The organism is Pseudomonas sp. LTJR-52 (assembly GCF_003691465.1).
Classification (GTDB): Bacteria; Pseudomonadota; Gammaproteobacteria; order Pseudomonadales; family Pseudomonadaceae; genus Chryseomonas; species Chryseomonas luteola.
Genome location: NZ_CP033105.1, coordinates 5,387,588 through 5,403,259 on the forward strand (window position 1 = coordinate 5,387,588; position 15,672 = coordinate 5,403,259).

Here is a 15,672-nt window from a genome sequence, read left to right on the forward strand (position 1 = left end):
AACGCCTAACGATTAAGTTAACCAACGAGTAAAAGCTCAGCTTTTACAAGTCCAGAGAGCGAAACGAACGCTGTTAACGTTTAGTTTGAACAGAAAGTAGTTCATTGAACTTTATGTTTTCAGTGAAAAAATAGTCGAGTAACGTTTCAATAATACTTTCTTCGATTTCGTGTCTTACACGGAAGTCACCTGCGCCTGGGCCAGGTGCGTAAAGAGAGACTTCGCATATCCAGCTTTTAGTATCGTGATAAACATACACGCAAGGGGCATCACTAGGTTCGTCAATGCCTTTGTGGTTTCTAAACCAAACCTCGTAGCCAGGAACACTATTTCCTGCAACTCTGCTGGATTTTGAAACAATGTATCCGCCAGGAAATGCTCGATGATTCTTTACAAAAAAGGGTTCATCTCCTATATCCAGATCACTAGCTCGTATTCGCTCTATGATGCTATGCGAGAGTTTCATGATTTAACCGCTATGACTGATAACACGCTGAGTGCGTATGACGCGTAACATCTCGTGTCATATGCTTTATTCCTGTCTAGCGCAGGTATTCCCGAGTCGTAATGACTGTGTATGGGAATTATACATCGCCGAGTCTGCTGGATTGGAGCCGTCCAGCCTCATAACTCTACCACTGCGCGGTATCAGTACAATTGGATACTCTAAAGGATTACTTTCTGGCCATACATAGCTTTCGGGTAACGTTCAGAACATGGGCGGCAGAGACCACGAACTACCCTCGCGAGGTCTGCGAGATGGCACTGGCGCATACCTTGGGCAGCAAGGTGGAAGCGGCATACAGCCGTGGGGATCTGCTCGAAAAGAGGAGGGGCTTATGCAGGAGTGGAGTGATCTCCTTTATATGCACTGTGAGCGGACTTCAAAGGCGGAGACAGGCCTAACGGCTACTATCGCGTAAGGCTGTTCCAATACTTAGCCTGCCCCTGTGAGCTAAGCGAATGATTTGAACCGGTAGTTAAGCCTTTTGGCCAAGACACCACCATTGAATAGTTGCCTCGTCATCCGGCTGTGTAACATCGTGGCCATGTTCGATAAAGCTTTGTGGTAGCAGCAAGCCCAGCTTTTCAGATATACGCTCTGGAGCAAGTGAATTATTCTCCCCGAGGAACCCTTTGTAGTAATCCTGGTTGTAGAAAATTGTTACTTCGCTCTGGTGTAACCACGGCCATGTAAGCAAGCAGGCTACCCGATAATAACGTTTTGGATTATCTGGGGCTGCGTCAGCTAAAAATTCAGCCATCCTCAAAAGTTGCATAACGCAAAGTGCTTGAATTTCAATAGTTGTTTGGTTTCCTTCCACGAGTGCCGAGTGGACTGGAATTTTCCAATTGAAATATTTTTCTTCGTTTGTTGTTTGAGGGCGTGAGAATCCCTCAAAGCGTGAGGCCCATTTCTCTAGAGACCGCAGGCGGCGAGGTACACCTCTTAATTTCTTACTGCAGACAGCGATCTGTCTCATAAAAGCCTAACGATTAAGCTAACGGGCGGCCAAAAGCGTAGCTATTGGAAATCCAGCGAACGAAGTGAGCGGTGGTAGAGCGCATCGTTAGAGGCGGCCAACTGACTTTGCAAGAAAAGTAATAGCGCCGTGCGATGACTCGTAATCCGCTACTTCGACCCCGATATTTTCCAGACCGTCTTTGCTCCTGTCGTAGATGACCATACCGCCAGTGTGATGTGGGAACCCTGGTTCGATAGCAAGATTTACTGGGCGCTTGAACCTAAGCGTTACGCGCGCTTCATCCTTGCGGAGCGTGAGGTCTAGATACGATTTGTCTTCATCTTCTGGATCGAAGTAGCAGGCAAGCGCTTCAATCTGATATTGCGATGGACATTCAAGTATCGGGTGAATGCGTGATCCTGACATGGAGCCTCTAACGTTTTGTTAAGAGGCCGGCTTTAGCTGGTCCCAAGTGAGCTAAGCGAAAAGCTTGAAGGCTGTAATGGACTCTCCCTGCACCACATTTCTTCTATAACACAGTGGTGACTGTTCGCTGGGAGAGGTGCAATGAAACGCATAGCGGTTGATTTGGCCAAGTCCGTTTACCAGGTTGCCGAGAGTGTTCAGGTCGGTCGGGTGGATCGGCGCAAGCGGCTCGACTCCAGGGCATTTGCGCAATATGTACAGGAGCAGCTCGAGCCTGTCGAGTGGGTGATGGAAGCCTGTGGCACCGCTCACCATTGGGGCCGGTTGATGCAGGAGAAAGGGCATCGTGTCGTGCTCTTACACCCTCGTTACGTGCGCCCGTATCGGCGACGCAACAAGACAGACCGCAACGACTGTGACGCCATTCTGGAAGCAGCGCGCTGCCAGGAAATCCGCCCGGTTCCGGTCAAGAGTATGCAGCAACAGCAGGTGCAGCAACTCCACAAGCTGCGCGAGGGTTGGAAGAAATCCCGTGTTCAACGCATCAACCTGTTGCGCGGCATCCTGCGTGAAGCAGGGGTTGACGCACCGAATGGCATCAAGCCCTTTCTGCGCCAGGCGTGCGAGCTGATCGAGCGGGCCGAAGTGCGCGCCTTGCGCGGTGCGCTGCAAGTAGTGCTGGCTGAAGTCAACCTCTATGAACAGTCGATGCGCGAGTGCGAGGAGCAACTGGCACGCTGGCATGCCGATGACGAAATAGTCCATAAGCTCGACGAAGTCAGTGGCATTGGCCTGCTGACAGCCAGTGCATTGAAGACCGCCGTTGGCAAGCCTGAACGTTTCGCCAGCGGCCGACACCTCAGCGCCTGGCTGGGCATGACGCCGAACGAATACAGCAGTGGGGAACGTCGCAAGCTTGGACGGATCAGTTGCAAAGGCAACGTCTACGTCCGCACTTTGCTGATTCATGGTGCGCGAGCCGCATTATTGGCAGCTAAACGCTGCAAGGCGCGAACACCTGAGCGGCTGACTCATCTGCAGCGTTGGGCCTTGGACACCGCTGAACGCATCGGCCATAACAAGGCCGCCGTGGCATTAGCCAACAAGCTGGTAAGGATCTGCTGGGCGGTGTGGTGCCATGAGCGACGGTTCAGCGGTAACTGGCAAAGCACAAAGCCTGCCTGACGGCGAGGCTAACAATGAAGTGAGTTTCTAGTGGTTGTGGTGAGAAGCGAGACTGTCGGAACAGGCGAGTCCTGCAGCAGAGCAAGGCCGATAACAATGATGATCTTTGTGGTCGCTTGAACGCTTGGCCCCTGCTGCGCGAACTACAGAATGGCCAGGGCAGTGCCCAGTAAAGGCCGGATATACGAATGCAACCGCGCTGACGACAGGATCGAAAAAGCTATCCTCACTGCTTGTGGGGAGAGTCCATATACCGATTGTTTGGTGCCACGTATGGCTTCCATAAATACTTGCTCACCATCGGTGCCCCACCATGGGACAGAAAGCGTACCACCGAACTCGCATAGCTTTTTCAATACTACGAGAAAAGATCTGACTTCTGCTTCGCGCCAAGAGTGCCCCATTCGGTAGTCGATGGTTAAACACGACTGCGTGACGAGGACGCCTAAATCGGGAAGTGTACAACCGTCACTGGTTATACCGGCCAACACTACGTGAAATGGCTCGGCTATATCTGCAATAACAAGTGCTGCATCACCACTTCCCATGAAAGGCTTCTGTTTTTGATGGGCCTTGAGCCAGAGAGAGCCTCCGCCGGCCGTTACATCCCGCGCATCACTTGCTAATAGCAATTCGAATGCTTGGGATACTTTCTCCGGATTGCTGAAAATCAATTCAATCTCGGGAAGAGACCCATCATTGGTCTCAAAGTATCGGAGCAGTTTCATATAGCACCTAACGTGGAAGTAAGCGTAGCGCGGAGTGAACCACAAGCGCAGCGTGTGCGGTCCGCTTGACTGCGGGGTTAGGTGTCATTCGCACGGCCAAGGCCCTCCCGGATGCTCGCGTTCCCAATGATATTTGAAGAAATCAGCATGTTCCCAAGGCGAATTGTCATAGACCCAATTAACGTCACTAACAAAACTCATCAGACGCGGCGCGCTTCGCGTGCCGCCCTTTGATTCAAACCAATCGTTGATTGCCGTTTGGACTTCGAGGTACTGAAGATCTCGCATGCAGTAGAGAATTATCCAACTGCTTACTTGTTTTTCGCCCGTTGCTGCCATGATGAACAGCCGTTTGAATAGGTCCTGGTGTTCGCGCTCTGCCTTCACAAATTGAAGAAGTTGCAAAAGCTCTGGCTCTAAATCCGGCGTGTCGGCTCCACCGTCATCTAGCTCTGTAACGGCATTGGCGTGCCTCCAAAATATCACCTCAGCATCTTGCGGGCTCATTAATGACACCTAACGATCAAGCTAACGAGTAGGCAAAAGCGCAGCTTTTGCCTGTCCAGCAAACGAAGTGAGCGACAGTTGAGCGAACTGTTAGGTGCTCTCGGAGCTTGGATAAACATTCTTTTCGTACCAAGCCTCAGAGTGAACATTCTGTTTTGCTGCCTCAATAGCTTTGCTGATTACCTCTAGAGGTATTTGAACGGCTTGATTCTCAATGTACAGCTCAAACCAAAGTGTCTCATCAGCGTCATCTGCAACTATTGTTGCCAGAATAAGGTTATCTGTATGGGTTGTGGCTCCCAGCTCTAGTTGCTTACCTTGGCTAACGGTGCCGAGCCAGCTGAGAGTTATTGGTGGTCTAATGGTCTGCACTATTGGCACCTAACGTTTGGTTAAAGGGCGGCTTTAGTTCGTGCCAGCCAGCGAAGCGAACGGCTTGACCGATTGTCATATGAATTTTCTTGCGGCGGCAATTCCGGCATCGATATCCCAACCCGGTACCACTGCCTCAAGAAGTTCTTGTGTTATTTTTCCGTCAGCAGCAACCAGTGCTGCAAGGGCTTTTACAGGTGGTGGATTTCCATTTAGACCTGGAGCATCAGAAGCGAACTCGCTTAAGAGTGTAGTGTCGTGTATAGAGCATGCATCAAGAAGGCCGATGTCCTCATAGCCATCATTTGTACTGTAATTAGCTCTTTGCCATTTTGTGCCATCCCACCCATAAACAAATCCAATCCATTCTCCGAATGGTAGTGGGCTCAAGTTAAAAGCCCACCAATCAGGCGTACCTTCTAAAATATCGGTTTCTTTTTCATCAAAATATTCTGCTGCTTCACCATAATACGTTTCTGAATACTCATGGTCATGCCCGATCAGAACACACTGCCCTTCGCTTGCAAAACGCAAACAAACCCAATTGCCGCCGCCATCATGATAAAGCCATTGTTCTTGAGTTGCGTATACATCAGTTCCCCACCCCCTTGCAGCATAAACTGCTGCTAAAGCAGCCCAGCCCCCGCGAAGTTGATTTGGTGAGGGAATGTTTATCTCAACTAACGACATAATAATATTTGTCCCGATGATGACTTTCGCTATTCATATAGCGTTTGGTTAAGGGGCGGGCTTTATCTCGTCCCAGTGAGCGAAGCGAACGATCTGGACGCAGGGTTAGCTATTTTGATGAGAGAATTTTACATGGTCATAGAGCGTTAGTTGAGCCGCCATAGCAAGCTCCTTGGCTGTAGGAACGTCAGATACTCTGACAATTAGCGAGCAGTAGGAATCAGAGTTAGTCTCAATGTGCAGAAGCGCAAGATTCCTAGCTGCCAACCAGTTAGACAAGGCAAGTAGTGCTTCGTGAACAGAATCAAATTCCGCTTCACAATCACACTCCCAATGCTCACTGATGCCGAACGTACTTAAAATTTCAGAAACCTGCCATACGATTTCTTCGCGTGATTTCCAATCCAGTTGGATAAATACCCATTTACCTCGCTGCTGTCCCTCTTCGCCGCATATTACTTCGCTCAACGCTTCGAACGTCCCTTCATAGTCATCTAGAGCTCGCTTCGCAACTAGGCATAAACGTTGCGATTCAGCCTTATTCAATTGACGCGTTGCAAATTGAATAAATGCTTGGAGGTTCTTTTTCCTAAGCGGTAACATCGCTTTATCATTAGGATGCAAGATCTCCCAAGTTGCATCCTCCGATACATTCGTATCAATAGGCTCCGCCGGGATTGTGAAATCTCTTTTGAGCAGTTTGGCCAGAAAATTAAACATTGTGAAAACCTAATGTTTCGTTAAGGGGCATTATTTAGCCTGCCCCTGTGGCGAAGCGAACGGCTTGAATCACTAATTAGGAATCTGCCAAATCTCATTTTTGCTATCAACACTCGTGACCCCGTTTTCGATCTCTTCCAAAATCTGACTCGGAATATCAGCAATGCTACTAGTATTGATGATGTAAATATCCTCTAAAGCATCATCGAACAATATAAGTCCAAATTTCTGCATTGCTTTGAAAGCAAACTCTCTGAATGAGTCTCCGTAAACGGGCCGCTCTACCCTTATGCAAAATATCCCCTCATGCTCACTTCCTACGAGATTCGCCATATCAGCTATCTCGTCCGGTGGAAAGGTAACTTCGTATCCGCCACTACCTTTACCTACGACTCCATATGCGGAGAGGAAAGACATGGCGTCTTCGAAGGGGATGGCTATTTCTTCTCCTTGCCAAAATTTTTGAAGAAATACAGCGGTGGACATTTGTTTTCCCTAACCATTAAGCTAACAGGAAGGCAAAAGCGCAGCTTTTGTCCGTCCAGCAAACGAAGTGAGCGATAGTTGAGCGCATTGTCAGGCTCTCCATGCTGAGGCACGATCTTCGTATTTGAAAACTTCATACGAAGGGATTTGCCCATTTAGCATAACCGGTACGTTTACACCGCTCCTGTCACCTTCGTCCGGTGGCCAAACCATCCAATCTATCTCGTAGTACCACCAGGCGCCTTCAAATTCGCTTGCCCTTTTTAAAGCACAAGAATGAAATTCCGGCTCGGCGTATGGATAAGCCCTAAGCATTTCAAGTATCGCGACTCTAGATGCAGTAATTGCCAGCCGCGGCGGTAGCGGGGGGAACTCCTCACTTTCACGCCATTCAGGGCTTCCTGCCCCATCCTTGAGATCGAATGTGAATTTAAAAACAAGCTCTTCAAAGTAGTATGAGTATATTTTAGGCATAGGTATTCTTCTGGAGCCTAACGGTTGAAATCAGGGCCGCCCGCTAGGGCGTCCCCTGGATTGAATTGTTGGGCGTCACTGCGCGATTGCTTTGAGATCATTCGCCGCTCTTTAACGCCGACAGGGCATTCTCTGCATAAGGGTGGCCCGCTGCCAACTGTTGGCGCACATACTCTTCTAACGGGGCTGCAACCTGCCCGAGGAGGGAGACCGCCACTAGCGCACAATCAATGGGCATACCGAGCTTGCAATAGGAAACGCCGAATTGATTCCTTGCCGTACCATCGAAAATTGCACGCAGCATGGGAATTGCGCTTACACCGTAGGCCGCAAGTTCGTGCGTAGCCGAAGCGCGTTCGACATGGCTTAGAAAAGCTTCGATTAGCCGCTGTGCTTCAGGTTCTGTGAGATCGGTGTGCATGCCGTCCTCTATAACGCTCAACGTTTGGTTAAGGGGCGGGCTTTAGCCCGTCCCAGTGAGCGTAGCGAACGGCTTGAACCGCTAGTTAGCCGAATGCTCATATATCACTAGCAACAACATGGACGAAAAGCTCAAGCGAGCTTTTTAGTAGCAAAGGCGCGTGCTCTTGACTTGAATGAGTAAGAAAAAACAGAGAGCCCGGTTGTGTGCTAGATGGCATAGAGAAGTAAGAGTAGAGGCGATTTTTTACGGACTCGGAATAGCTGATATTAATTTCGGAGCCATCAATTTGAATATTGGAGAGTCTGCCGTGGCACCTGGTTTGCAGTAGAGTAAGTGAAGAGTTTTCACTGCAAAGTTTAAAGGATGATGATGCCCCGTACCTACCTCTATGGATGGAACGGGCTACTGCGTTCAACTCCGTTGTATTGCCGTGAAGATGCAATTCCTTGTTTTTCAACTCTGCAAACATGATCTCTCTCTGGCGTAGCTTTAGAATTTTGGCAGCTAACGACCCGGCGTGAGCCGCAGCGTCTTCGCTGTCGGCTCCACGCTCTGGTTAGGCTCTTCTTCCGCAGGCTTTTCACCTGCAGCGCTTGATAAAGACGGTTCAGTAAAAGTCATAGTAGAGCACCCACTCCCCAGTGTCCTCGTGTTTCCAGAACATCAGGCTTCCGTTGTCTACCACGTTGAGACCCACCTTCGCGTCGGACGAAAGCTGGAAGACAAACTCGAAGCCCTCGCCCGGATCAACGCCCGCCTGGCAAAATGATGGATACCCACCAATCTTGTGCCCATAGGTGTGGGAGATGATGTCGTAATAGCTTTCAATCTCGCCGGCGCGCTCCAAACGTAGAAGTTCCTCCTCCAAGACCGGCGGCACACCACCGCCATCCCATAGCGGGAAATCCGCGTCGACCAACTCAGCCCTTAGCGGAAATGGCTTAAGAGATGGCACCGGAACGGATTCTTCTCTACGCTCCAGGTGCTCATGAGAGCCGTACTCTCTTATGAGCCAGTTCCTGCCTATCGTCTCGAACTGCTCGGGATAGGTCTTCGACATGAACAGCGTGAGGACGTATGTATCGCTCAGGAGTGGGCTACAGAAGGGAAGACCGGGTATATGGAACTGTGCAAGAGGAAGCATTTGCTCGCCCGACTCATCAAGCGGAACAGCCTCATCTGGCCGATAGAGAAAGACCTTGCCGATCCAACTCTCGTCATCCTGGCCTGTCGGCCTGAAGCCTCCGGCGATGAACTTGGTGGCAGGCTTCGCCAACCGGCGCTTGATCTCTGGTACGTCCATGGTCGCTCTGAGGATCTTCCTGGCCTAACGTTTGGTTAAGGGGCGGGCTTTAGCCCGTCCAGTGAGCGAAGCGAACGACTTGAACCACTTGTTAAATGCCCTTTGCCCGTTGCCACCTTCTAGCTAGGGCAAAGCACCTGTGGCGCAGTTTTTGTGATTCTGCTTTATTGGCTGAAACGGCAAGTAGCTTGTCACAGATTTCTTGCGAAATGGAGAACCCACTTTCCATCCAGCTCGCTGCAAGCAGAGCCCAATGACGACTTGGAAAAGCCAGAGAGTAGTCAATGACTTCAGCGAGCAGTCTCTCGGTAATTACCCCATGCTCCGGCAGCTCATCAAGGACTGCTGGGTATGAATATTCCAATATCGGTAGCAGCGCCATATGGCTCTTGTGAGCGACAAAAAGGCGCTCTAGCTCTCCGATTTCTTTCATGGCATTTAACGATTAAGCTAAGGGGCGGGCCTTAGCCCGTCCCAGCGAACGAAGTGAGCGATTTGAGGGCTGTAATGGACTCTCCCTGCACCACATTTCTTCTATAACACAGTGGTGACTGTTCGCTGGGAGAGGTGCAATGAAACGCATAGCGGTTGATTTGGCCAAGTCCGTTTACCAGGTTGCCGAGAGTGTTCAGGTCGGTCGGGTGGATCGGCGCAAGCGGCTCGACTCCAGGGCATTTGCGCAATATGTACAGGAGCAGCTCGAGCCTGTCGAGTGGGTGATGGAAGCCTGTGGCACCGCTCACCATTGGGGCCGGTTGATGCAGGAGAAAGGGCATCGTGTCGTGCTCTTACACCCTCGTTACGTGCGCCCGTATCGGCGACGCAACAAGACAGACCGCAACGACTGTGACGCCATTCTGGAAGCAGCGCGCTGCCAGGAAATCCGCCCGGTTCCGGTCAAGAGTATGCAGCAACAGCAGGTGCAGCAACTCCACAAGCTGCGCGAGGGTTGGAAGAAATCCCGTGTTCAACGCATCAACCTGTTGCGCGGCATCCTGCGTGAAGCAGGGGTTGACGCACCGAATGGCATCAAGCCCTTTCTGCGCCAGGCGTGCGAGCTGATCGAGCGGGCCGAAGTGCGCGCCTTGCGCGGTGCGCTGCAAGTAGTGCTGGCTGAAGTCAACCTCTATGAACAGTCGATGCGCGAGTGCGAGGAGCAACTGGCACGCTGGCATGCCGATGACGAAATAGTCCATAAGCTCGACGAAGTCAGTGGCATTGGCCTGCTGACAGCCAGTGCATTGAAGACCGCCGTTGGCAAGCCTGAACGTTTCGCCAGCGGCCGACACCTCAGCGCCTGGCTGGGCATGACGCCGAACGAATACAGCAGTGGGGAACGTCGCAAGCTTGGACGGATCAGTTGCAAAGGCAACGTCTACGTCCGCACTTTGCTGATTCATGGTGCGCGAGCCGCATTATTGGCAGCTAAACGCTGCAAGGCGCGAACACCTGAGCGGCTGACTCATCTGCAGCGTTGGGCCTTGGACACCGCTGAACGCATCGGCCATAACAAGGCCGCCGTGGCATTAGCCAACAAGCTGGTAAGGATCTGCTGGGCGGTGTGGTGCCATGAGCGACGGTTCAGCGGTAACTGGCAAAGCACAAAGCCTGCCTGACGGCGAGGCTAACAATGAAGTGAGTTTCTAGTGGTTGTGGTGAGAAGCGAGACTGTCGGAACAGGCGAGTCCTGCAGCAGAGCAAGGCCGATAACAATGATGATCTTTGTGGTCGCTTGAACGCTTGGCCCCTGCTGCGCGAACTACAGAATGGCCAGGGCAGTGCCCAGTAAAGGCCGGATATACGAATGCAACCGCGCTGACGACAGGATCGAAAAAGCTATCCTCACTGCTTGTGGGGAGAGTCCATATACGCATTGTTAGCCGCCCCGCCATAGCAACGCTTCAACTTCATCATATTTTTCCGCTACTTTTAGAAAAGCATCCGCCCAGCCACTGCTGAGGCTGACCTCCTGCAGCGGCCCAGTTGAAGCGAATAGAACTGCGATTTTTACCTTGTCTGGCAAGACGCCGTTCTTTATGGCAGCAATTAAATTTAGTATTTCTTGCTTTGCTTCTTGCTCACCATCCCAGGATGACCAGCAAAAGTCATTGTCTGGGATAGAAACTAACTCGATCGCTGATTCTAGAACATGAATGAGACTTTCCGATGGATTGTCTCGGTCAATGCCTTCGTGAATTAGTTGTCTGGCACGGTTTAGGTTCATATGGTGGCTAACTATTATTAGACGTCACTTGACTGATAACACGCTGAACGCGTCTGACGTATAACATTCCATGTCATATTCTTCCTTCCTGTTTAGCACAGGTATTCCCGAGTCGTAATGACTGTGTATGGGAATTATACATCGCCGAATCCGCTGGATTAGAGCCGTCCAGCCTCGTAACTTTACCGCTGCGCTGTATCAGCATAATTAGATACCCTAAAGATTCACATGGCAGTCCCACACGGCTTTCGCGCTATGGGCAGAGACCACGAACTACCCGCGCGAGGTCTGCGAGATGGCGCTGGCGCATACGCTGGGGAGCAAGGTGGAGGCGGCTCATAACCGTGGGGATCTGTTAGAGAAGAGAAGGGGGCTTATGCAGGAGTGGAGCGGCTATCTTTGTAAGACTCACTCAACTTCATTAGTCAATGCATCTAACGTAAGCGTCTAACTGGTATATTTTTATCGATCTGATTAGGGGCCGCCTGGCTCTAAGCCTGTTTCTCATCTGGTGGTATGAGCGATATATTCAGTCCGGCATGCAGACGCGTAATCTGGCCTGCTAGGGCATATCCGCTCGATAGGGGGTTAGCCCGCATTGTGCTCTGACGAGGCCGACGCCAGGACGGACGCAATGAAGGGCGCCTTTGCTGCTGTATACGCAGCACTGTTATTCGGAAACTCCGCAGCGAGACGCACCTTCAGATCCTGATACTGCCCAACGAGATCAGGTCTTTCTCGAAGCGTTTCACGGAACAGGATGTGATCGGACCAGAAGCGCGAATCGCGCTCTACCGCGTGGAGGTGAACCCGAAGGTTGTTGCGCGCGGCCGGGCGAACAAAGTAGCGACGCATTGGCAGCTCAGCTTCGTGCTTCGTGATGTACTCATAGCCAAGCTGAGACAGAGCCCCAATCTTGCTCTCAATGAACGCTAAGATCTCTGCACCCAGAAGGACATCAATAATCGGCTTAGCTGCAAGCCCTTGAACTGAGGTGCTTCCAATGTGCTCTATTCGAGTGGTCTCCACTGGAAAGACTGTTTCGAGCTCAGACCGGATCTTACTAAAGTACTTGGACCACTCTATTGAGAATGGGGCAACTACGACGGTTTTCATGAGAGCTAACACCTGAGTTAAGCCGTGCCGCAAAGCGGCGTTGGCTTGGACGAATCGTTAGGGCTTAACCTCAACATTTGCAAACCCGGCGGCCCTAAGTGCTTGAACGACCTTGCCGACGAAAGGGTCATTGGCGGAAATCTTGTTTTTACCGAGGAGCTTTTGCATGAACGTGCGATGGCGTTCAAGCATGACGTGCCATTCACCGTAGTTAGGACGGCTCAAATCTCCCTTCGAATTGCCAGCAACGCACACAAGATAGGAGGTACCTTGGTATTCAGTCTGGTTGGCCCAGCCGAAGTCCTCCATGCAAATGATGTCTGTTGAAACACCAGCTTCAAAAAGGGCCGATACCAGCCATTTGGAGAAATCCTCGCCAAAGCAGCAGTCATTGATGAAGTCTGGTTCGACAACGGAGAGGTTGAAGCGATCAGTCTTGCATGTGACATCTACGATCACGAGGTTGCCCCAATTGAGCCCTGACGTTTGGTTAAGGGACCGGCTAAGCCCGTCCCTTGAAGCCCGTTCTAGTGAGCGAAGCGAACGATTTAAACCAGTTGTTAGGTTTCATAGCACGCCCCGCTTTGAGCCTATGTGTTTGGCTCCTATATCGATCAAAAAGAAAACAGAGATAGCTAGCGATAGCCAAAATAGGATAGCACTCCAGCCCATACTGAAACCTAACCAAGGCAGAAGATCAAAGCCGGCGATAGAACACGGGGCCAGATTCTTGATATTTCCTTGGCAGCCGAAGTGATGATAGGAGAAAATTCCTATCTTCCAGAGCGCAAAGAAAATTATCGGCGGCGTAATTGCAAAAGCATATTTGGACGTCCATGTCATGTTGATACCTAATGTTTGGTTAAGGGGCTGGATTTAGCCCGTCCCAGCGAGCGAAGCGAACGGTTTGGGTGGGATAGATTTGATTGTGAGATTAACGTTCCTCTGGATGAAAGGGTTAGGCGGCAATGCGAGGTAAGCGATGCTCATGGTCATACATCGCGTTCGACGATTGGCAGCAAGCAGATTGGCTCATTTCGGAGGATCGCAACTGCTTGTTGAAGCAAGAGAATGGCATTTGATCTGTGACTTGTTTCAAACTTTCTACCGAAGTAGATTTCAACCTTATCTGGTCCATCGGATCGTTGCACAAGCTCACAAACGTTAAAGCACTTTCCCACAATGTAGAAGCTCATCCTTCGGTCTGGATAGTCCGAGTAATGGAATGGATGAGGAATGAGGGCGCTGCGTGAGTCAAGATCGAAGATCAGGCTTCGGCCGAGTGGGCTCATCTCCGAGTCTTCTGTTAGTCCCTGACCTAGAGACAATTGTTCAATAGGGCAGATATCGCGAACGAATGCCATCTTGCTGCCTAACTCCTACTAGACGCCAATTAATAGATAAGGTGCTGAACGCGTCTGACGCATAACATTCCATGTCATATTCTTCCTTCCTGTCTAGCATAGGCATTCCCAAGTCATAGTGACTGTATAGGGGAATATACCTCGTCGAATCCGCTCGATAAGAACCGTACAGCATCGTAACTCTACCGTTGCGCGGTATTAGAATAATTAGATACTCTAAAGGATCACTTTCTGGTCATGCATGGCTTTCGCGCAACCTTCAGAACCTGGGCGGCGGAGACCACGAACTACCCCCGCGAGGTCTGTGAAATGGCCTTAGCACGTACGCTGGGCAGCAAGGTGGAAGCGGCCTATAACCGTGGCGATCTGCTGGAATAGAGAAGAGGATTGATGCAGGAGTGGAGTAGCTTTCTTCTTATTTCGACAAACACAAAGATCTACGTTAGCCGCTCTAGACTCATAGACATGATAATAACGCTGGATGACTTTGAAACCGGCTATTCCTCCCTGAGTTATCTTCAGTCGTTTCCACTCGACAAGATCAAAATTGACAAGTCATTTGTTCACCAAATGGAGTCCAACCCGCAAGCGTTATCCATTGTGAAAGCCATTATCGGTCTGAGCTTAAGTCTTGGAATCAGGATCACTGCAGAGGGGATTAAAACTACCAGACAGCTTGTAAAGCTTATGGAGTAGGGATGCTTGCAGTTTCAGGGCTATCTGTTCAGCCGGCCACAACCTGCAAATTCAAGGTTAGGGGGATATAAGTGGACTCAGAATATGCCTTAAAAGGTCACATTAATTAATTTATAGCGTGCGGTTAACGCTAGCAACTATTTGCTGGCATGATAACTATTATGCCAGCGCATCTATCAATCTTGCTCAAGTAATCGTTGCTCCCTTGAGGCTACTTCTGAAATCGTAAAAGGCTTCGTCATAACTTCGACATCATGGCGGAACAAGCTTTTGGGCAAGGTTACTGTCTTGTCATATCCGGTAATGAACATGATTTTTAGCTTGGGAAACCTATCCAATGCATGTGCCGCCAGGTCACGGCCGTTTATGCCAGGCAGGCCTATATCGGTCAGAAGGAGATTCATGGGCTTGACCGCTAAGGCTACGAGCTGTAATGCGTGCTGGCCATTGCCCGTGCTTAGAACATGATAATCAAGATCCTCTAAAACCTCGATAATGATCTCACGCAGGACTTCGTCATCCTCGACAAGCAAGACTGTTTGCTGTCGTCCTTTCCTCAACGGCTCGTCAGTTGATCCAGCAAGCTGAAGAGTCTCTCCAATATACCGTGGCAGATAAAGCCTTACCGTTGTGCCTTTGGTCTGAGTCGAGTCGATGGTAAAATGCCCGTTGCTTTGCTTCACAAACCCATAAACCATGGAAAGACCTAGGCCTGTGCCTTCACCTATGGGCTTCGTAGTAAAAAAGGACTCTATAACCCAATCCATTATCTCAGGCGCTATACCTGTTCCGGTATCGACAATACTGATACAAACAAACTCACCCTAAAATAAACCAGGAACGGAAGCACTGTTGGTGACTTGGCAAATGATAGTTCCACCGGTGGGCATTGCATCACGTGCATTGATCGCCAGATTCAGGACAGCATTTTCCAGCTGGTGATGATCGCAAAATGTTGTCCAGAGGTCGTCTTCAAAGCGCACTTCAAACCGATACTCACCCCCTAACGACTGGCTAATAAAACTCTGGAATTCATCAAAAAGCTCGTTGAGTTTCAGCGGCTTTGGGTTGAGCGATTGTCGGCGAGAAAAAGCCAGCAAACGATGGGTGAGGGTGGCTGCACGTTGCGCCGAAGCCATGGCGTTGTCTGTATAGCGTTCAAGGCCTATAGATGTGCCTTTTGCAATACGCTTTTGCATGATTCCAAGCGAGCCGATAATGCCTCCGAGGTGGTTGTTGAAATCATGCGCTATACCGCCCGTCAACTGGCCGACAGCTTCCATTTTTTGCGCCTGGCACAATTGCTCCTCGAACTGGAGCTGATCTGTCACATTGATAAAGTAGGCGACCAGTAGTGATTCATCACCTACAGTTACCAGCGTCTTAGTAGTAATGATGATTTGAGGCTTTCCGTCTGGCCCAATGATCGTCTCTTCGTTTTCAGAAGGACTCCGTGTGGCAATTACCTTTTTTTCCATTTGCCAATACACA

The 15,672-nt window shown here is 50.3% G+C and carries 20 protein-coding genes and 1 pseudogene; 4 read left to right on the plus strand and 17 right to left on the minus strand.

The window, feature by feature from the left end; genetic code table 11:
- Positions 1 to 73: 73 nt before the first annotated feature.
- The 3 genes from EAW52_RS26120 to EAW52_RS25000 form a co-directional block, all read right to left on the minus strand.
- On the minus strand, positions 74 to 466 hold the full coding sequence (locus tag EAW52_RS26120) for a hypothetical protein (protein ID WP_162997731.1): 393 nt from the start codon (positions 464 to 466) through the stop codon (positions 74 to 76).
- Between the two features lie 514 nt (positions 467 to 980).
- Complete coding sequence (locus EAW52_RS24995; RefSeq protein ID WP_122044539.1) at positions 981 to 1,484, minus strand: DUF3916 domain-containing protein; 504 nt, start codon at positions 1,482 to 1,484, stop codon at positions 981 to 983.
- 87 nt (positions 1,485 to 1,571) lie between these two features.
- On the minus strand, positions 1,572 to 1,892 hold the full coding sequence (locus EAW52_RS25000) for a hypothetical protein (protein WP_122044540.1): 321 nt from the start codon (positions 1,890 to 1,892) through the stop codon (positions 1,572 to 1,574).
- A gap of 141 nt (positions 1,893 to 2,033) precedes the next feature.
- Between EAW52_RS25000 and EAW52_RS25005 the strand changes: the two genes are divergently transcribed.
- A complete protein-coding gene (locus tag EAW52_RS25005) occupies positions 2,034 to 3,077 on the plus strand; it encodes an IS110 family transposase (RefSeq protein ID WP_122042252.1) in 1,044 nt (347 codons plus the stop codon).
- A gap of 143 nt (positions 3,078 to 3,220) precedes the next feature.
- Here the strand turns inward: EAW52_RS25005 and EAW52_RS25010 are convergent, their stop codons facing one another.
- The 9 genes from EAW52_RS25010 to EAW52_RS25050 all read right to left on the minus strand — a co-directional run bounded on the left by EAW52_RS25010 (position 3,221) and on the right by EAW52_RS25050 (position 9,214).
- Positions 3,221 to 3,805, minus strand: a complete 585-nt coding sequence (locus EAW52_RS25010; RefSeq protein WP_122044541.1) for a hypothetical protein — start codon at positions 3,803 to 3,805, stop codon at positions 3,221 to 3,223.
- Positions 3,806 to 3,889: 84 nt separating this feature from the next.
- Complete coding sequence (locus EAW52_RS25015) at positions 3,890 to 4,312, minus strand: hypothetical protein (RefSeq protein ID WP_122044542.1); 423 nt, start codon at positions 4,310 to 4,312, stop codon at positions 3,890 to 3,892.
- Between the two features lie 447 nt (positions 4,313 to 4,759).
- Positions 4,760 to 5,374, minus strand: a complete 615-nt coding sequence (locus EAW52_RS25020; protein WP_122044543.1) for a proteophosphoglycan 5 — start codon at positions 5,372 to 5,374, stop codon at positions 4,760 to 4,762.
- Between the two features lie 105 nt (positions 5,375 to 5,479).
- A complete protein-coding gene (locus EAW52_RS25025; protein ID WP_122044544.1) occupies positions 5,480 to 6,094 on the minus strand; it encodes a hypothetical protein in 615 nt (204 codons plus the stop codon).
- A 72-nt stretch (positions 6,095 to 6,166) separates the two neighbouring features.
- Complete coding sequence (locus EAW52_RS25030; protein WP_162997732.1) at positions 6,167 to 6,580, minus strand: hypothetical protein; 414 nt, start codon at positions 6,578 to 6,580, stop codon at positions 6,167 to 6,169.
- Between the two features lie 90 nt (positions 6,581 to 6,670).
- A complete protein-coding gene (locus tag EAW52_RS26125) occupies positions 6,671 to 7,054 on the minus strand; it encodes a hypothetical protein (RefSeq protein WP_162997733.1) in 384 nt (127 codons plus the stop codon).
- A gap of 97 nt (positions 7,055 to 7,151) precedes the next feature.
- Positions 7,152 to 7,475: a hypothetical protein gene (locus tag EAW52_RS25040; protein ID WP_122044547.1), complete on the minus strand. Its 324-nt coding sequence runs from the start codon at positions 7,473 to 7,475 to the stop codon at positions 7,152 to 7,154.
- A 610-nt stretch (positions 7,476 to 8,085) separates the two neighbouring features.
- The gene (locus EAW52_RS25045; protein WP_122044548.1) at positions 8,086 to 8,781 is read right to left on the minus strand and encodes a DUF1963 domain-containing protein; all 696 of its coding nucleotides are present in this window, start codon (positions 8,779 to 8,781) and stop codon (positions 8,086 to 8,088) included.
- A 91-nt stretch (positions 8,782 to 8,872) separates the two neighbouring features.
- On the minus strand, positions 8,873 to 9,214 hold the full coding sequence (locus EAW52_RS25050; protein ID WP_122044549.1) for a hypothetical protein: 342 nt from the start codon (positions 9,212 to 9,214) through the stop codon (positions 8,873 to 8,875).
- A gap of 139 nt (positions 9,215 to 9,353) precedes the next feature.
- On the opposite strand from EAW52_RS25050, the gene EAW52_RS25055 reads away from it, so the two are divergent.
- Positions 9,354 to 10,397 (plus strand): IS110 family transposase, encoded by a 1,044-nt coding sequence (locus EAW52_RS25055; RefSeq protein ID WP_122042252.1) that lies wholly within the window; start codon positions 9,354 to 9,356, stop codon positions 10,395 to 10,397.
- A gap of 260 nt (positions 10,398 to 10,657) precedes the next feature.
- On the opposite strand, the gene EAW52_RS25060 is transcribed toward EAW52_RS25055, so the two are convergent.
- The 3 genes from EAW52_RS25060 to EAW52_RS25075 all read right to left on the minus strand — a co-directional run bounded on the left by EAW52_RS25060 (position 10,658) and on the right by EAW52_RS25075 (position 12,580).
- Positions 10,658 to 11,005, minus strand: a complete 348-nt coding sequence (locus EAW52_RS25060; protein ID WP_122044550.1) for a hypothetical protein — start codon at positions 11,003 to 11,005, stop codon at positions 10,658 to 10,660.
- A gap of 588 nt (positions 11,006 to 11,593) precedes the next feature.
- Complete coding sequence (locus EAW52_RS25070) at positions 11,594 to 12,121, minus strand: GrpB family protein (protein ID WP_122044551.1); 528 nt, start codon at positions 12,119 to 12,121, stop codon at positions 11,594 to 11,596.
- 57 nt (positions 12,122 to 12,178) lie between these two features.
- Entirely contained in the window at positions 12,179 to 12,580 is a 402-nt protein-coding gene (locus tag EAW52_RS25075; protein ID WP_122044552.1) for a hypothetical protein, read from the minus strand.
- A gap of 1,136 nt (positions 12,581 to 13,716) precedes the next feature.
- Between EAW52_RS25075 and EAW52_RS25090 the strand changes: the two are divergent.
- Both EAW52_RS25090 and EAW52_RS27050 read left to right on the plus strand, forming a co-directional pair.
- A pseudogene (locus EAW52_RS25090) lies at positions 13,717 to 13,863 on the plus strand (integrase); the annotation flags it as partial.
- Between the two features lie 87 nt (positions 13,864 to 13,950).
- A complete protein-coding gene (locus tag EAW52_RS27050; protein WP_162997734.1) occupies positions 13,951 to 14,181 on the plus strand; it encodes an EAL domain-containing protein in 231 nt (76 codons plus the stop codon).
- A gap of 176 nt (positions 14,182 to 14,357) precedes the next feature.
- Here the strand turns inward: EAW52_RS27050 and EAW52_RS25100 are convergent, their stop codons facing one another.
- Together EAW52_RS25100 and EAW52_RS25105 are read right to left on the minus strand one after the other, a co-directional pair.
- Positions 14,358 to 14,990, minus strand: a complete 633-nt coding sequence (locus EAW52_RS25100; RefSeq protein WP_305955131.1) for a response regulator — start codon at positions 14,988 to 14,990, stop codon at positions 14,358 to 14,360.
- Between the two features lie 15 nt (positions 14,991 to 15,005).
- Complete coding sequence (locus EAW52_RS25105; protein ID WP_122044919.1) at positions 15,006 to 15,659, minus strand: histidine kinase dimerization/phospho-acceptor domain-containing protein; 654 nt, start codon at positions 15,657 to 15,659, stop codon at positions 15,006 to 15,008.
- Between the last annotated feature and the right edge of the window lie 13 nt (positions 15,660 to 15,672).

What these genes read in the sequence shown, in the direction of transcription:
- EAW52_RS26120 (WP_162997731.1), bottom strand. Translation starts at nt 466, where the DNA reads ATGAAACTCTCGCATAGCATCATAGAGCGAATACGAGCTAGTGATCTG.
- EAW52_RS24995 (WP_122044539.1), bottom strand. Translation starts at nt 1,484, where the DNA reads ATGAGACAGATCGCTGTCTGCAGTAAGAAATTAAGAGGTGTACCTCGC.
- EAW52_RS25000 (WP_122044540.1), bottom strand. Translation starts at nt 1,892, where the DNA reads ATGTCAGGATCACGCATTCACCCGATACTTGAATGTCCATCGCAATAT.
- EAW52_RS25005 (WP_122042252.1), top strand. Translation starts at nt 2,034, where the DNA reads ATGAAACGCATAGCGGTTGATTTGGCCAAGTCCGTTTACCAGGTTGCC.
- EAW52_RS25010 (WP_122044541.1), bottom strand. Translation starts at nt 3,805, where the DNA reads ATGAAACTGCTCCGATACTTTGAGACCAATGATGGGTCTCTTCCCGAG.
- EAW52_RS25015 (WP_122044542.1), bottom strand. Translation starts at nt 4,312, where the DNA reads ATGAGCCCGCAAGATGCTGAGGTGATATTTTGGAGGCACGCCAATGCC.
- EAW52_RS25020 (WP_122044543.1), bottom strand. Translation starts at nt 5,374, where the DNA reads ATGTCGTTAGTTGAGATAAACATTCCCTCACCAAATCAACTTCGCGGG.
- EAW52_RS25025 (WP_122044544.1), bottom strand. Translation starts at nt 6,094, where the DNA reads ATGTTTAATTTTCTGGCCAAACTGCTCAAAAGAGATTTCACAATCCCG.
- EAW52_RS25030 (WP_162997732.1), bottom strand. Translation starts at nt 6,580, where the DNA reads ATGTCCACCGCTGTATTTCTTCAAAAATTTTGGCAAGGAGAAGAAATA.
- EAW52_RS26125 (WP_162997733.1), bottom strand. Translation starts at nt 7,054, where the DNA reads ATGCCTAAAATATACTCATACTACTTTGAAGAGCTTGTTTTTAAATTC.
- EAW52_RS25040 (WP_122044547.1), bottom strand. Translation starts at nt 7,475, where the DNA reads ATGCACACCGATCTCACAGAACCTGAAGCACAGCGGCTAATCGAAGCT.
- EAW52_RS25045 (WP_122044548.1), bottom strand. Translation starts at nt 8,781, where the DNA reads ATGGACGTACCAGAGATCAAGCGCCGGTTGGCGAAGCCTGCCACCAAG.
- EAW52_RS25050 (WP_122044549.1), bottom strand. Translation starts at nt 9,214, where the DNA reads ATGAAAGAAATCGGAGAGCTAGAGCGCCTTTTTGTCGCTCACAAGAGC.
- EAW52_RS25055 (WP_122042252.1), top strand. Translation starts at nt 9,354, where the DNA reads ATGAAACGCATAGCGGTTGATTTGGCCAAGTCCGTTTACCAGGTTGCC.
- EAW52_RS25060 (WP_122044550.1), bottom strand. Translation starts at nt 11,005, where the DNA reads ATGAACCTAAACCGTGCCAGACAACTAATTCACGAAGGCATTGACCGA.
- EAW52_RS25070 (WP_122044551.1), bottom strand. Translation starts at nt 12,121, where the DNA reads ATGAAAACCGTCGTAGTTGCCCCATTCTCAATAGAGTGGTCCAAGTAC.
- EAW52_RS27050 (WP_162997734.1), top strand. Translation starts at nt 13,951, where the DNA reads ATGATAATAACGCTGGATGACTTTGAAACCGGCTATTCCTCCCTGAGT.
- EAW52_RS25105 (WP_122044919.1), bottom strand. Translation starts at nt 15,659, where the DNA reads ATGGAAAAAAAGGTAATTGCCACACGGAGTCCTTCTGAAAACGAAGAG.